At 58.9% G+C, this 13849-nt stretch carries 13 protein-coding genes and 1 pseudogene; 9 read left to right on the forward strand and 5 right to left on the reverse strand.

The features are described 5' to 3' along the window. Positions 1–262 precede the first annotated feature (262 nt). The 4 genes from FGM15_12335 to FGM15_12350 all read left to right on the forward strand — a co-directional run bounded on the left by FGM15_12335 (position 263) and on the right by FGM15_12350 (position 4210). Positions 263–928 carry a PEP-CTERM sorting domain-containing protein gene (locus tag FGM15_12335; protein ID MBU3666646.1) on the forward strand — a complete coding sequence of 222 codons (666 nt, stop codon included), beginning with the start codon at positions 263–265 and terminating at the stop codon, positions 926–928. After that, complete coding sequence (locus tag FGM15_12340; GenBank protein ID MBU3666647.1) at positions 925–1674, forward strand: hypothetical protein; 750 nt, start codon at positions 925–927, stop codon at positions 1672–1674. The genes FGM15_12335 and FGM15_12340 overlap by 4 nt, the downstream gene beginning before the upstream one ends. 84 nt (positions 1675–1758) lie before the next feature. Further along, positions 1759–3048: an O-acetylhomoserine aminocarboxypropyltransferase/cysteine synthase gene (locus FGM15_12345; protein ID MBU3666648.1), complete on the forward strand. Its 1290-nt coding sequence runs from the start codon at positions 1759–1761 to the stop codon at positions 3046–3048. A 7-nt stretch (positions 3049–3055) separates the two neighbouring features. Further along, positions 3056–4210 (forward strand): homoserine O-acetyltransferase, encoded by a 1155-nt coding sequence (locus FGM15_12350; GenBank protein ID MBU3666649.1) that lies wholly within the window; start codon positions 3056–3058, stop codon positions 4208–4210. Here the strand turns inward: FGM15_12350 and FGM15_12355 are convergent. Further along, entirely contained in the window at positions 4204–5532 is a 1329-nt protein-coding gene (locus FGM15_12355) for an MATE family efflux transporter (GenBank protein MBU3666650.1), read from the reverse strand. The two genes, FGM15_12350 and FGM15_12355, sit on opposite strands and share 7 nt — an antisense overlap. A gap of 20 nt (positions 5533–5552) precedes the next feature. On the opposite strand from FGM15_12355, the gene FGM15_12360 reads away from it, so the two are divergent. From FGM15_12360 to FGM15_12370, 3 genes are read left to right on the forward strand one after another with little or no spacing between them, the layout of a single operon-like run. Further along, complete coding sequence (locus FGM15_12360; protein ID MBU3666651.1) at positions 5553–6677, forward strand: M42 family metallopeptidase; 1125 nt, start codon at positions 5553–5555, stop codon at positions 6675–6677. 8 nt (positions 6678–6685) lie between these two features. Further along, on the forward strand, positions 6686–7657 hold the full coding sequence (locus FGM15_12365; protein MBU3666652.1) for a deoxyhypusine synthase: 972 nt from the start codon (positions 6686–6688) through the stop codon (positions 7655–7657). A gap of 3 nt (positions 7658–7660) precedes the next feature. Beyond that, a complete protein-coding gene (locus FGM15_12370) occupies positions 7661–8053 on the forward strand; it encodes a DUF2237 domain-containing protein (GenBank protein ID MBU3666653.1) in 393 nt (130 codons plus the stop codon). Between the two features lie 47 nt (positions 8054–8100). Here FGM15_12370 and FGM15_12375 read toward each other — a convergent pair whose 3' ends face one another. After that, the gene (locus tag FGM15_12375) at positions 8101–9324 is read right to left on the reverse strand and encodes a 6-phosphofructokinase (GenBank protein ID MBU3666654.1); all 1224 of its coding nucleotides are present in this window, start codon (positions 9322–9324) and stop codon (positions 8101–8103) included. A 50-nt stretch (positions 9325–9374) separates the two neighbouring features. Next, the gene (pdxH, locus tag FGM15_12380) at positions 9375–10031 is read right to left on the reverse strand and encodes a pyridoxamine 5'-phosphate oxidase (GenBank protein ID MBU3666655.1); all 657 of its coding nucleotides are present in this window, start codon (positions 10029–10031) and stop codon (positions 9375–9377) included. A 97-nt stretch (positions 10032–10128) separates the two neighbouring features. On the opposite strand from pdxH, the gene FGM15_12385 reads away from it, so the two are divergent. Further along, entirely contained in the window at positions 10129–10773 is a 645-nt protein-coding gene (locus tag FGM15_12385) for a TetR/AcrR family transcriptional regulator (GenBank protein MBU3666656.1), read from the forward strand. Between the two features lie 32 nt (positions 10774–10805). After that, a complete protein-coding gene (gene rfbD / locus FGM15_12390) occupies positions 10806–11705 on the forward strand; it encodes a dTDP-4-dehydrorhamnose reductase (protein MBU3666657.1) in 900 nt (299 codons plus the stop codon). 752 nt (positions 11706–12457) lie between these two features. On the opposite strand, the gene FGM15_12395 is transcribed toward rfbD, so the two are convergent. Both FGM15_12395 and FGM15_12400 read right to left on the reverse strand, forming a co-directional pair. Beyond that, positions 12458–12946, reverse strand: coding sequence for a hypothetical protein (locus tag FGM15_12395; protein MBU3666658.1), 489 nt, complete (start codon positions 12944–12946; stop codon positions 12458–12460). Beyond that, a pseudogene (locus FGM15_12400) lies at positions 12939–13706 on the reverse strand (hypothetical protein). The gene FGM15_12395 and the pseudogene FGM15_12400 overlap by 8 nt, the downstream one beginning before the upstream one ends. Positions 13707–13849: the final 143 nt, after the last annotated feature.

Genomic DNA, 13849 nt, shown 5'->3' on the forward strand with positions numbered 1-13849 from the left:
CCTCCATCCCGCGTAGACGGGAGCAAAGCCAGTCCGATGAACTTCGGATGAAGGCGAGGGGAAAGGCGATTCCACGGGGAATCACAAACCGGGAGTCCGAACATCTTCTTGCAGGTCCTCGACGCGTGCGTGGCCGGGTAGCCTCGCGCGAAAAAACTTCATCGCAAAAAATGAAGCGTGCGGGAGCAGTCTTTGTTGCCGCGGTATCGCGCCGCGCCATCGGGGTCTCTCTTGCCCACAAATAACAAGGAAGAGACAACCGATGCGAAAAATAGTTCTGGTTCTGCTGTTCGCAGCACCGCTGACGTCGTGGTCGCAACTGATCACGGTAAGTTCGTTTGACGACATCCAATACTGGGCGGGATCGGGCACAAACCGTGCTGCCCTCGTTTTGGAGTTTTCTAATGCAGTCACTCCCTCGTCGATTGCATGGGGCTACCAATGGAACGGAATCAGCACCGCCGATTCGATGCTTTTTGCGCTGGCGGGCGCCATCACCGGATCCAACGCACCATCACCGCTCGCCGGATCAGATATGCGCTTGTCGGTTGACGTGAGTTTCTTTGCCAACCCTCGCGGCTACTTCGTTAACACCATCAGATATGATCAAAACGGACTGCCTTCGCCATGGAGCCAGAGCATAAGATTTATCCAAAACAACTATTTCGGCGATGGAACTTATCCGACGATCTATTCGTTGGATAGCACGGGACTCTGGAGCAGTTCTTTTACCCAAGCCCAGGTGGGAATGTCGGATCTGGTGCTGTCTGACGGAATGTGGGTGGGCTTCGCTCAGAGCGACGGAATCGCCGATCCCCGCGCCTTCGCACAGGCTGTTGCTGCGGTGCCCGAACCGAGTTCACTCGCACTCCTTGTGCTGACCTTGAGCCTGGCGCTCGCGACGAAGCTGAAAACTCCACGCCGATGAATTCTCGTGAGCGGCTGAATGGATTTTCCTTGGTCGAGTCGCTGGTAATTCTGGCGATAATCGCGATACTCGCAGTCGTTGCGGTTCCCGCCGTGCGTGCTGCTTATCGCTCATCTTCCCTCGCGGTTTCGGCAAACAACATCCGGCAGCTTTCAGCCGGGGGCATGGCTTACTTGGCCGAGAACAACTACCGCTTTTGGCCGTATCTCACGAAGACGAGCGAGGGCGACTTCTACTGGTTCGGTCTGGAGCCCTCATCGAGCAAGGGCAAGCCAGAGGGCAAGCGACAAATCGACATGCAGCGCGGTCCTTTGGGCCAATACCTGCCGCGTAACTTTGTGCCTGATCCGAGTTTTGCTTTCACCGGCAAGCCCTTCAAACCGAAGTTTGAATTCGGCTATATCGGCGTCGGCTACAATGTGGTTCTTGCCAACAGTTGGATCACGACGCCGGGCGGCAAGCAGCCGATGTCGTCTTTGCAACTGCAGCAGCCTGGGAAGGTTGTTGTCTTTGCAACATCGGCGCAGGTTTATCCGTTCCAAAAAGAGGCAGTCATCGAAGAGTTCTACGGCCTGGACCAAAAAGAAGTAACAGTCCATTTCAGACACAACGGACAAGCAATGGTTTCGTTTGCCGACGGATCATGCGACTTTCTCCCGATGGATCCGAGCACGCGCGACGCACGGGCGCCCGATGCGAATGTCGGACGCTTTGCGCCCAAGGGAAGTTTCAAATACCTGCGCTGAAACCCTCAATGCGCTGCCTTTCCGGTTGACTTGCCGCGCGCAAGGTAAACTATCAGCCTTCTTTTCAACCCATATTCGAGAGCCATGAGATTCGACACCCTTTGCCTCCACGGCGGACAGCAACCCGAGCCCACGACACTTTCACGCGCCGTGCCGGTGTATCGCACCAGTTCGTTCGTTTTCAAAAGCACGGAACATGCGGCCAACCTTTTCGCCCTCCGCGAACTTGGGAACATTTACACGCGCCTGATGAACCCCACGACCGACGTGCTGGAAAAGCGCGTCGCACTCCTGGAAGGCGCACCCGAAATGGGAGGTCTTGGAGTCGCCTCGGGCACCAGCGCCGTTTTTTACTCGATCATCAACCTCGCGTCGGCCGGCGATAATATTGTCAGCGCCCGCAATCTCTACGGTGGCACCTACACGCAGTTCAACGACATCCTTCCGGCACTGGGTATCACGGTTAAGTTCGTCGATTCCAACGATCCGCAAAACTTCGCCAAAGCCATCGACGGCAAGACCCGCGCCCTCTTTGTCGAGACAGTTTCCAATCCGGCGCTCGAGGTTGTGGACCTGGAGAAAGTCGCGAAGGTCGCCCATGACCACGGGATTCCGCTCGTCGTGGACTCGACGTTCTCCACGCCCTATTTGACCAAGCCTCTCGATTTCGGGGCCGACATCGTAGTCCACTCGCTGACCAAGTGGTTCGGCGGACACGGCACCGGCATCGGTGGCGTGGTGGTGGATAGCGGACGATTCAACTGGGGCGGGGGAAAACATCCACTCTACGACAAGCCCGACAGCAGCTACCACGGGCTCCGCTGGGGCCATGACTTGCCGGCGCCGCTGGCGCCCTTGGCTTTCATCCTCCGCATGCGCACCGTCCCGCTGCGAAATCTCGGCGCGTGCATCGCGCCGGACAACTCTTGGATGTTCCTGCAAGGCATCGAGACGCTGCCGCTGCGCATGGAAAAGCACTGCGCCAACGCGCTGACGGTGGCCAAGCATCTCAAGGGGCACAAAGACGTGGAATGGGTTCGCTTTCCCGGTCTCCCCGGGGATCCCTACCACGAACTCAACAAGAAATATCTCCATGGCAAAGGCGGTTCTATGGTCGTATTCGGCATCAAAGGCGGGGCCCCCGCCGGCAAGAAGTTCATCGAATCGCTCAAACTGTTCTCTCACTTGGCGAACGTCGGAGATGCCAAAAGTCTGGCCATTCACCCGGCCACGACTACGCACTCCCAACTCAACGAGGAACAGCAGCGCGCGGGCGGCATCACGCCGGAACTGATCCGCCTTTCGATTGGCCTCGAGGATCCAGCCGATCTGATCGAAGACATCGATCAGGCTCTCGCTGCAGCCGCAAATTAGGGAGACCATGTCGAAGAGCGTCGGAACGGTCGAAACGCAGTTTCTGACTTTCGGCAGCGCGGCGGATCCGTTCGTCACCACCGACGGCGGCCGCTTGCCTGCCGTGACCTTGGCCTACGAGACCTACGGCACGCTCAACGCGGATGCCAGCAACGCAATACTGCTCTTCCACGCGCTGAGCGGCAGCCAGCATGCCGCCGGAACAAACAGGTCCGTTCCCGGACTCGACGGACGTTGGACCGACGAATTGCACACGGGCTGGTGGGACGGCTTCATCGGCCCGGGGCGCGCGTTGGACACGACCAAATATTTTGTCATCTGCGCGAACTATCTTGGCGGTTGCTACGGCTCCACGGGTCCGTCTTCGACCGATCCCGCGACGGGAAAACCTTACGGAAGCAATTTTCCGCGGGTCACGGTGCACGACATCGTCCGTTCGCAGTTGCCATTGCTGGAATATTTCGGGATCGAAAACCTCCATGCCGTGGTAGGAACGTCGCTCGGCGGAATGATGGCCATCGATCTTGCCGTCCACTATTCCGGGCGAGTCAAAAACGTCATCACGATCGGCACGGGCTTGCGTTCTCACGGCCTGCAGCAAATGCACAATCTCGAGCAGATCATCGCCATCACCCGCGACCCGGATTTCCTTGGCGGCGACTATTACGGGACCCCCGGTCCGGTCCACGGCCTCGCCTTGGCGCGCATGATCAGCCACAAAACGTTTCTTTATGCCGATGTTATTGAGGAACGGGCGCGCGTCGATATCGTCCAGCCCGAGGTCAATCTGCCGTGGTATGAGATCTCCAGCGTTCTCGAAAGCTACATGCTCTACCAGGGCCAAAAGTTCGTGAAGCGCTTCGATGCAAACAGCTATCTCCGGATCATCGACGCTTGGCAGCAGTTCGACCTTTACGAGGACGCCCGCAAAGCCGGTGTCCAGCCTTTGTTCGCCAGATGCACAAACCAGCACTACCTGGTGTTCAGCATCGACAGCGATTGCTGCTTCTACCCGGATTACCAGACCGAGATCTGCGCCGAACTGAAGAAAGCGAATGTCCCGCACCTCCGCCTGACCGTGCATTCGGAAAAAGGGCACGACTCTTTCTTGCTCGAGCCCAAACTTTACACGCCGCACTTGGCGTATGCCTTGAGTCACTGATTCGTCCGGCAGAGAAACCTCCGCACGAGCATTGCGGCGGCAACAGCCAGACCGATTGCCAGACCGATCCAAATGCCCTTTGCTCCCATGCCGCGGTCGATTGCCATCCAGCAGCCGAACGGTAACGCAACGAGCCAGTAGGCCGCGATCGTCACGAGCATGGGACCTTTCGTGTCCCGCAGGCCACGCAGCAGACCGGAACCGACGACCTGCACACCATCGACGAGCTGGAAAATTCCCGCGATGACAAGCAGCGAAGCGGCCAGCGCGATCACCGCCGGATCCCGCACGAACATGGCGGCGATCGCCTCATTGGCGAAAAGGAAAATCAGGGCGAAGGCCGTCATGAAAACCAGGCCCGCAGCCCAGGCGCCCGCGGCGATGGGCCGAAGCAAGTCACGGCGGCCGGCGCCGATTGCCTGGGCGACGCGCACCGTCGATGCCATGGCGATTCCCAGGGGAAACATGAAGGTCAATGAAGCGCACGTTATGGCGATCTGGTGGGCGGCCAGGGAAATCTCGCCGATGTGGCCGACAACAAGCGCAGCCACGGTGAAGGCCCCGATCTCGGCAAGAAGCTGGAGTCCGGCCGGCATACCCAGGCGCAGCACTTCGACTTGTTCCTGCCAAAGCGATCTTGTGAAGCGCACGGGCTCGCAAGGTCGGGACCGGCTGAAGCGGATGAAACACGCCAGAGCCCCCGCAGTGGCAAGACGACTCAAAAATGTCGCCACCCCCGCGCCCGTGAGGCCGAGGGCAGGAGCACCCAGCTTGCCGTATATGAAGATCCAGTTGAGAAACACATTGAGAAGCACGCCGCAGAGCATGATCCAGAATGCCGGCCAAGGGCGCGACTGCGCGTCGAGATAATTCCGCCCGGCCGCGGTTATCCACGCGGGGACGAGTGACCAACCGACAATGACCAGATAGCCGCGCGCTTCCTCGACAACTCCCGGCGCCTGCCCGAGGTGGTGAAACAGCGGATAAATCGCCTGCAGGAAAGCCGCCGCCGCAACTCCGCCCAAAAGTGCAATCGTTGTTCCCGCATGCAGCGCACGCGCCATGGCAGGCTCCACACCGGCACCGTGGGCATGCGAGACGCGGACCGAGACCGCCGTCAAAACCCCGTATCCCGCAACCGCGACCACAAGCAGGATATTGTTGGCAAATGCGCATGCCGCCAGCGCAAGCGTGCCGACGTGGCCGACCATGATTGTATCCGCGACACCCATCAGCATCTGGCCGACTTGGCCGGCGGTGATCGGCGTAGCGAGTCGGACGGTCGGGCGAAGCTCGCGGAGCGTGCTCCTGCAAAAATTCATCAAGTCGGCACTGTGGACAAATGTGCGCACCTCGTCGAGGTCTTGCCCCGGAGGCCCGGCATTTGCATGATGGGCCTGTGGAAAAGGACGCACTTCAGTTTCTCGAAAGCCTCATCAATACGCCTTCGCCGTCGGGCTTCGAGATCGCCGCGCAACGCGTCTGGGCCGACTACCTGCGTCCGCATTGCGATGAATTCCGGACCGATGCCTACGGCAACGCCTTCGCCCGACTGGGGGAATCCGATCAACGCCCCCATGTCGTGCTCGCCGGCCACGTCGATGAACTCGGTTTCATGGTCTCGCACATCAATGACGACGGTTTCCTTTTCGTTCAGGGCATCGGCGGCGTCGACCGCGCGCTTTTCCGCGGACAACGTGTGCGTGTCCACGGGCCCAAGGGATCGATCCCCGGTGTGACCGGCTCGCTCGCGATCCACCTGCAAGAACCCGACGACCGGAAGAAGGTGCCCGAACTGCACGAGATGTATGTTGATATCGGTGCCACCTCGAAAGCCGAAGCCGGCAAGCACGTGCGGGTGGGGGATGCGATCACTTACGCGGACGGCTTCGAAAGGTTGGAAAACAACCGCGTTGCCGCCCGGGGCTGCGACAACCGCATCGGCGTCTGGTCCGCCGGCGAGGCATTGCGCCTGCTTTCGAAAAAGCCTCCCGCCTGTCGCGTGACAGCCGTTTCGACCGTTCAGGAGGAAAACGGACTTTACGGCGCGACGATGGCAGCTTACGCGCTAAAGCCCGATATCGCGCTGGTCGTCGATGTCACCCATGGAACCGACATCCCGAATTGCTCCAAGCCGAAACATGGCGACGTCCGGCTCGGCAAAGGCCCGGTCATTTCTCTGGGCAGTTCGAATCATCCCTTGGTCGTGCAACGCCTGCTCGACGTCGCGGCAAAGGAAAAGATCCCGGTGCAGCGAGAGGCCAATCCGCGCCGAACGGGAACGGATGCGGATGCTTTCTTCCTCCAGCGGGGAGGCATTCCGACGGCATCTCTCGGACTGCCCAACCGCTACATGCATTCGCCCGTCGAGGTGATCGATCTCGACGATCTGTCGGCCATGGCGAAACTGCTTGCCGCGTTTTGCCGCTCGGTCAAACCGGGCGAATCCTTCCACGTCACAATCTGATTTTTACCATGAGCAAACCCGTCTCCGATTTTATCCGCCATCATTACCGCCACTTCAACGCCGCGGCCCTCATCGACGCCGCGGATGCCTACGGCAAACTCATCGACAGCGGCGGCAAAATGCTTGTTTCCCTCGCAGGAGCGATGAGCACAGCCGAGCTCGGCCTCTCTCTCGCCGAGATGATCCGGCGCGACAAGGTGAGCATCATCTCCTGCACGGGCGCGAACCTCGAGGAAGACATCTTCAATCTCGTGGCCCACGACTACTACGAGCGCGTGCCGCATTACCGCGACCTTACTCCGGCTGACGAACAGGCCCTGCTCGACCGCCACATGAACCGCGTCACCGACACCTGCATCCCGGAAATGGAGGCGATGCGCCGCCTCGAAGGAGCTGTGCTCGAACAATGGATGGCGGCCGACGCGTCCGGCGAACGCTACTTCCCGCATGAGTTCTTCTACCGCGTCCTCAAATCCGGGGCGCTGGAGAAGTATTATCAGATCGATCCCAAGGACTCATGGATGATCGCCGCGATGGAGAAAAACATACCGATCATCGTTCCGGGTTGGGAAGACTCCACACTGGGCAACATGTATGCGTCCCACGTCATCACCGGCGAAATCAAAAACGTCCACACGGTCCGCACCGGCATCGAATACATGATGCAGTTGGCAAAATGGTATCAGGACACCGCTCCGACACCGGTCGGCTTTTTCCAGATCGGCGGCGGTATTGCCGGGGACTTTCCGATCTGCGTTGTTCCCATGCTGCACCAAGATCTCCAACTCGAAGACATTCCGGTGTGGGCCTATTTCTGCCAGATCAGCGATTCCACAACGAGCTACGGGTCCTATTCCGGCGCCGTCCCCAACGAAAAAATTACTTGGGGCAAATTGGCCGCGGACACGCCAAAGTTCATTGTTGAGTCCGACGCCACCATTGTTGCCCCTTTGATCTTCGCCCTTATTCTCGGCTGGTAAAAGATGATCCGCGACTTGGAACAGGGCGAGGGGAGCGGAAGTCCGCGCAATGTTCTTGGCGGTCCGCTGCAACCGTGCAGCTTCGACCCTCAGACCGGATTCTTCCGCGATGGACATTGCCACACCTGCGCGCAGGATCATGGATCCCACACCATTTGTGCGGTGATGACCGCTGAATTTCTCGCCTTCTCGAAGGCGCGCGGCAACGACCTTTCAACGCCCGTTCCCCAATACGATTTTCCAGGACTCAGGCCCGGGGACCACTGGTGCCTGTGCGCGGGGCGATGGCTCGAAGCCTACGAAGCCGGGATGGCCCCACGGGTGAACCTCGAGGCCACCAATGAAGCCGCGTTGTCCATCGTGCCCCTTGACGCCCTCCAGGCGCACGCGATTTGACGACTGTCGGCGAGGGCGCCGACTCCGCGTAGCTGCAGCGCCGAGGTTTATTTCGCTTTCTTAACGCGCACGGCCTTGAAGCGGCCGATCTGCGGCAGTTTTCCGATCAGCGGTTTGGCGTAGGCGATGAAAGCCGACGTCACATCATTACCGGCTTCGGCGATGAACTTGTCGGGCATATGGCGGGTTTCTTTGGACACCTTGCGGAGTTCAACCAATCCGTAAACGGGCGCATATTTTTTGCCGGGCTTGCGGTTGATGGTCACCGAACCGCTCTGCGTTTTGCCGGCAACAGCATGACGGACAGCCAGCTTGCCAACCTCGCGAGCCTCGGCGGAATCAACGGATGAAGCAACATCCGGAAACGAACGCTGCAAATAACCGAAGGTGTCGGCCCGCACACGGGAAATCTTGGTCTTCGACTTGATGATTCCCGCCAAAAGATCGCCGAGCGCACCGGAACCGCTGAGTTGCACATTCCCGTGCGAATCAACTTCCTTGCTCAGCTTGGCGGCGATAGCGGTGCCATGTTTGTCGCAGATACCCTCCGACACCGCGACGACGCAACGTCCGAGCTTGTTGTGAACCGCCTCGACATCCTTGGCGAAGCGGTCCTCGTCGAACGGGCGCTCGGGCAAATAAACGAGGTGGGGGCCGTCATCGGGGTAAACACGCGCCAGCGCCGCGGCAGCGGTGAGAAACCCTGCATGCCGGCCCATTATGACGTTGATTTTCACGCCCGGCAGCGCGCGATTGTCGAGATTGTCGCCCATGAAGGCTTCGGCGACAAAACGTGCGCCGCTTCCGAAGCCCGGTGTGTGGTCGTTCTCACGCAGGTCGTTGTCGATCGTTTTGGGAATGTGAAAACACTGCAGCGGGTAGTTGTTGGCCCTGGCTTCCTCGTTGATGATGTGCGTGGTCTCGGCCGTGTCGTTGCCGCCGATGTAGAAAAAGTAGCGGACATCGTATTTCTGCAGGACTTTGAAGATAGCAAGACAGTCGTCCTTGGTTGGTTTTTTGCGCACCGAGCCGAGCGCGGAAGAAGGTGTCTTGGCCACGGCTTCCAAGGTGGCAGCGTTCTCCTTGCGCAGATCGATGAAGTTTTCGCCGAGAATACCGGCGATCCCGTGCAGGGAGCCGTAGATGTTTTTGATTTGTTTGTGCTTTTTCGCCTCGAGGACCGCGCCGATGAGGCTCTGGTTGATGACCATGGTCGGTCCGCCGCTCTGGGCAATGACCATGTTTCCGACAGGAGCAGTGGTTTTAGCCATATTGAAAACAATCAGGGTAATCGCCGGTTTTTGTGGCGTCGAGGCTTGCCTCAGGGAGCCAGGCGCTTGATTTCCCAGCAGCCCTTTTCGCTCCGCGAGTAGCGGAAACGATCGTGCAGCCGGTTCTCGCGCCCCTGCCAGAATTCGAACTCTGTGGGCACAACGCGGAATCCGCCCCAGAAGGAGGGCAGGGGCACCTCGCCCTGGGCGAATTTGCGCTTCATCTCGTCCCACTTCATCTCGATCAGTTTGCGCGATGAGATGACCGAACTCTGCTGGGAAACCCAGGCACCGAGCCGACTGCCACGGGGACGCGAGGTGAAATAAGCCAGCGTTTCCGCGGCACTTATGCGCTCGGCCCGGCCCAGAATCCCGACTTGGCGCTCGAGAGCATACCAAGGAAAGAGCAGGCTCACGCGCGGATTCGCGGCGATGTCCGTCGCTTTGCGGCTCCCGTAATTGGTGAAAAACACCAAGCCCCGTTCGTCGTAAGCCTTGAGCAGAACGGTCCGGGTGCTCGGACGATCACCGTCGCTGGTGGCCAGCACCATGGCATTCGGCTCGACCAAAGACGCCGCAATCGCCTCGCCAAACCATTTGCGGAACTGTGCCACCGGATCCTCAGCAAGATCGGCTCTGCGCAGCCCGGAACGTGTATATTCCTGGCGCAAATCGGCCGTGTCGGGATGAGTGTTTTGCGATGCCACGACGGAAAATTAAGTCTTTCGCGCCAGCGGGCCAAGACTGGGATTGACCGCAACCGCGCTTGCGCTACGGATATTGCAAAGCCCTTCAAACGTCCGTATGCCAAAAAAGTCCGCCGAATCAACGCGTGAACGTATCCTTCGTGCAGCCGAGCGCATCTATGCGGCAAGCGGGTTCCATGGCATGTCGCTCCGGGATGTAACGCTGCTCGCCGGCGTCAATCTCGCGGCCGTCAACTATCACTTCGGATCCAAGGACAAATTGATCCATGCGCTCGCCGACAGGCGGCTGACCCCGATCAACGCGGAGAGGCTGGATCGGCTGAAAAAGCTGCGCGAAAAGCACGGGCGGCAGGCAATCCCCGTGCGGGACTTGGTGTCGGCCTTGGTTGATCCGATGCTCAAGGCCCTGCGTCAGGGGCGCAACAACCGCGCTATCATGGTGCGCCTCGTGGCGCAGATGATGATCGACGACCCCAAGCGATTTTCGCAGATCCATCGCGTGTTCTACAAAGACGTGCTCGACTGCTATCATGACGAACTGCAGCGCTCGCTGCCGCAGTTGGACTCGCACCAGGTCCACGCGCGTTTTTACTGCGCATTCTGCCTCGTCCTTGGCCTGCGCCTCATGCACGAAAGCATGGAGTGGTTCCTCAAGATCCGCTCCGAGGACCGCCAGCTCGATATCCTCGAGCAGGAACTGCACGGGTTTTTGCTCGGCGCGTTCACCGCACAAGGGCACTGACACTGCGGCAACCGGCAGGCAACCGAGTTTTCATGGACAAACCCAAAGTTTTTATCCTCGGAGCAAAAGGGAGACTCGGGGCGGCCTTGGCGCGCACCTGGGCCGCGGATAGCGAAGTTAGCGCTTATGGACGGAGCGAAGCGGACTTAGCCCGACCCGCATCCATCGCCGGCATGATCCGGAGCGAGCGTCCGGACGTCGTGGTGAATTGCGCGGCGATGACGAATGTGGACGAATGTGAAACATCGCGCGACATGGCGGAAGCCGTCAACGCAACGGCACCCGGAGTGATTGCGCAGGCAACAAGCGCCGCGGGCGGAAGATTTGTCCACATCAGCACGGACTACGTTTTTTCCGGCGATGCCGCATCACCCTACGCCGAGGAGGCCATTCCGCAGCCCGTCTCTTGGTATGGCGAAACCAAAAGGCGGGGAGAGGTGGCCGTGATGGCCGCGGGCGAACATCATGCCGTCATTCGAGTCGCGTGGGTTTTCGGACCGGACCGCGACAGCTTCATCGACAAGGCGCTTCACGCCGCACTGCGCGGAGAACCGGTTCGGGCGGTGGCCGACAAGTATTCCTCGCCGACCTACACACGTGATGCGGCGGAGGGCTTACGACCGTTCCTTCGCGATGGCGCGCCGGGAGGCATTTATCATCTGTGCAACAGCGGAGTCTGCACCTGGCAACAATGGGCTCAGGAAGCGATCGATGCAGCGGCGAAGATCGGCGTCCCGGTGAAAACACGATTGGTCGAGCCCCTCAAGCTTGCCGACATCAAGGCCATGGCAGCAAAACGGCCGGTTTACAGCCCGATGTCCTGCAGTCGTATCGAAGCGCTGCTCGGACATCCCATGCGCGGATGGCGGGAGGCAGTCGATGACTATGTCCGTTTACTTCGCGACGAAGGGCGGCTTGCCGCCGGATGCTGACGAAGGGTGGGCGCTGGTTCGAGGGAGCGGTAATTGCCGCGCAGGAACCAGACTCCGGGCACGACCAAAAGCAGGATCTCCAAAAGCCAGGACGCAAGAAAGCCCCCGGGGGTTGAGTCCGGCAGGAGCAGATTGGAAAGGGAGCGATGGGTCCAAATGAACGCAATGCGCATGCCGGACGTCCAGAGACCGACCACAAGTGGAGCGGCAGACCCGCATAGCATCAACTCGTCAGATCGCGCCACAGACACGAAGCGCCCGATGCAACCAGCGATCCAAACCCCAGCCACTGCAGCAACGGCTATCATGACCAAGCTCGGCGTCCGAACCAAATTGGGCAGCACGAACATGCCGGCAAACAGTGAGGAATAGAAGACTTGCCAGCCAAAATTCCGGGGCGCCCGAGCCCAGCAGGAGGCAATCGACCTCAAGGCCTTCATAGGCTTCTAAAGCTGGCAAAGGCAGGGTTCGCCACTATACATGACATATAGCAAACTTTTCTTTTAGAAATCGGTAAAAAACTTTTTGCCAGCTTTTACGCTTGACGCCCGAGAAACCGCCCGAACAATCCGGAAAACTGATGAACGACTCAGCAGCCATAGCCGTGCAAATGCCTTGGCTGCCGTTGTTCTTCGGAATCATCTTTTTTGCCATAGTGTCCGGGGGCCTTCGCCGCAGATTTGCACCCATGCGGCACGAAAAGAAACTGAGCAACAAGGGAGCGTCAATTTACATCCTCGGCAACGCAATCGTCATGGGGCTCTTTTTTTGCTTTGTTCTTCTGCTCCTGTCAAAGATGCAAAAGCCGCCGGCCGTGAACCATCAGACAAACTACGCTCGAACTCGGCCATAGCCTCCGCAGGACGCCGAAAACGCAGGCGCCCGGGACTGCCGTCGGGCTGCGTCACGACAGCATCCCGACTTGTCCAAGACAACAGCGAACTACCGTCGGGTAATTGGTCGCCGGAGCGAACAATGCCCCAAGCTTCCACAAGCAGAAATTCCGAACAAGCAGCCAACACCGCCAAAGGCTCCTTGTGCGGAGCGGCAGGGGGCGCAGGTGGCACAGGTGGCGAATCCTCGGGCATTTTAGGCTCGACGGGCTTTTCCCGCACCCGATCGGCCTTCTCATAACGATGAGCCAGTTTTTCGCCATCAGTCAAACCCGTGATCGACTGATAGACTTTGTATCCGCCCCACAAGAGACCAACGACAATAGCGACGAGGAAAACTCTACCCATAAACAACGCGAAGGACGATCACGGTCACAAAACCGAGGGAGGCAAGAAGACCTTGAGAAGGCTGCCACGATAACAAGGCCGCCCAACGGTCCGAACGGGCAGATTGAACCCGTTTCAACTGGCGAACGCCTTGAACCTCGCCCGCGAACTCCACGGGACGCAAAAGAGCGTTTGTGTTGTATGCCTCAAAAATGTCCGAGCTTCGCCGCAAAAGCTTTTTTTCCATCACTTGAAAATTTCCGTTGTCCAACCGAAAAGCCAACGTGTGAGGCCAAGGATAAGAAATGTTAAGAAGCGGAACGCGGAAGCGCTGCAAATCCTTCATCCGCCAGACTTCCTGCGCCAGACGCCGGAATTGTGCATCGAGATTTTCCGCGGCCTGCACGATGAAAATCACATCGACCTTCAGCTTGCGGCTCTGAGAAAGAAACGTGATGAGCTCGCGTTTCGTCGCGGCTGTCACCGCATGATCACGGGCGTTGAACCACAAATGAGCCTCATCAATGACGCACAAGGTATTTAATCCCTGGCCCGCTTTGAGATACTTGTGAAAATTCCAGCTTTCCGACTCATCGAGAAAGCGAACGGCAGCCGGATCGAGCTCGACCCCGTAATGCTTTGCGACATACGCGGCACACCCATCAAGCTTGAGCTCGACATTCGTAAAAACGGAACCACCCCGGCCCAGATGCGCAAGGATGCGCGAGACGGCCAAATACGTTTTGCCGCCGCCGATCTTGCCCTCGAAAATCGCAATCATGGTCGTTCCCCGTTGGAAAAATAGGCTCCTTACACATCAAGTTGCCTTGAAAGGAATCAACTTAATGGCCCAAATGCAAAGACGGACCAAGGCGAGAGAGCCGATGTATGCCATCAACGTCGTCCCGGTGGCCAGCGCATAAT

It is taken from the genome of Chthoniobacterales bacterium (assembly GCA_018883245.1).
GTDB lineage: Bacteria > Verrucomicrobiota > Verrucomicrobiia > Chthoniobacterales > JACTMZ01 > JACTMZ01.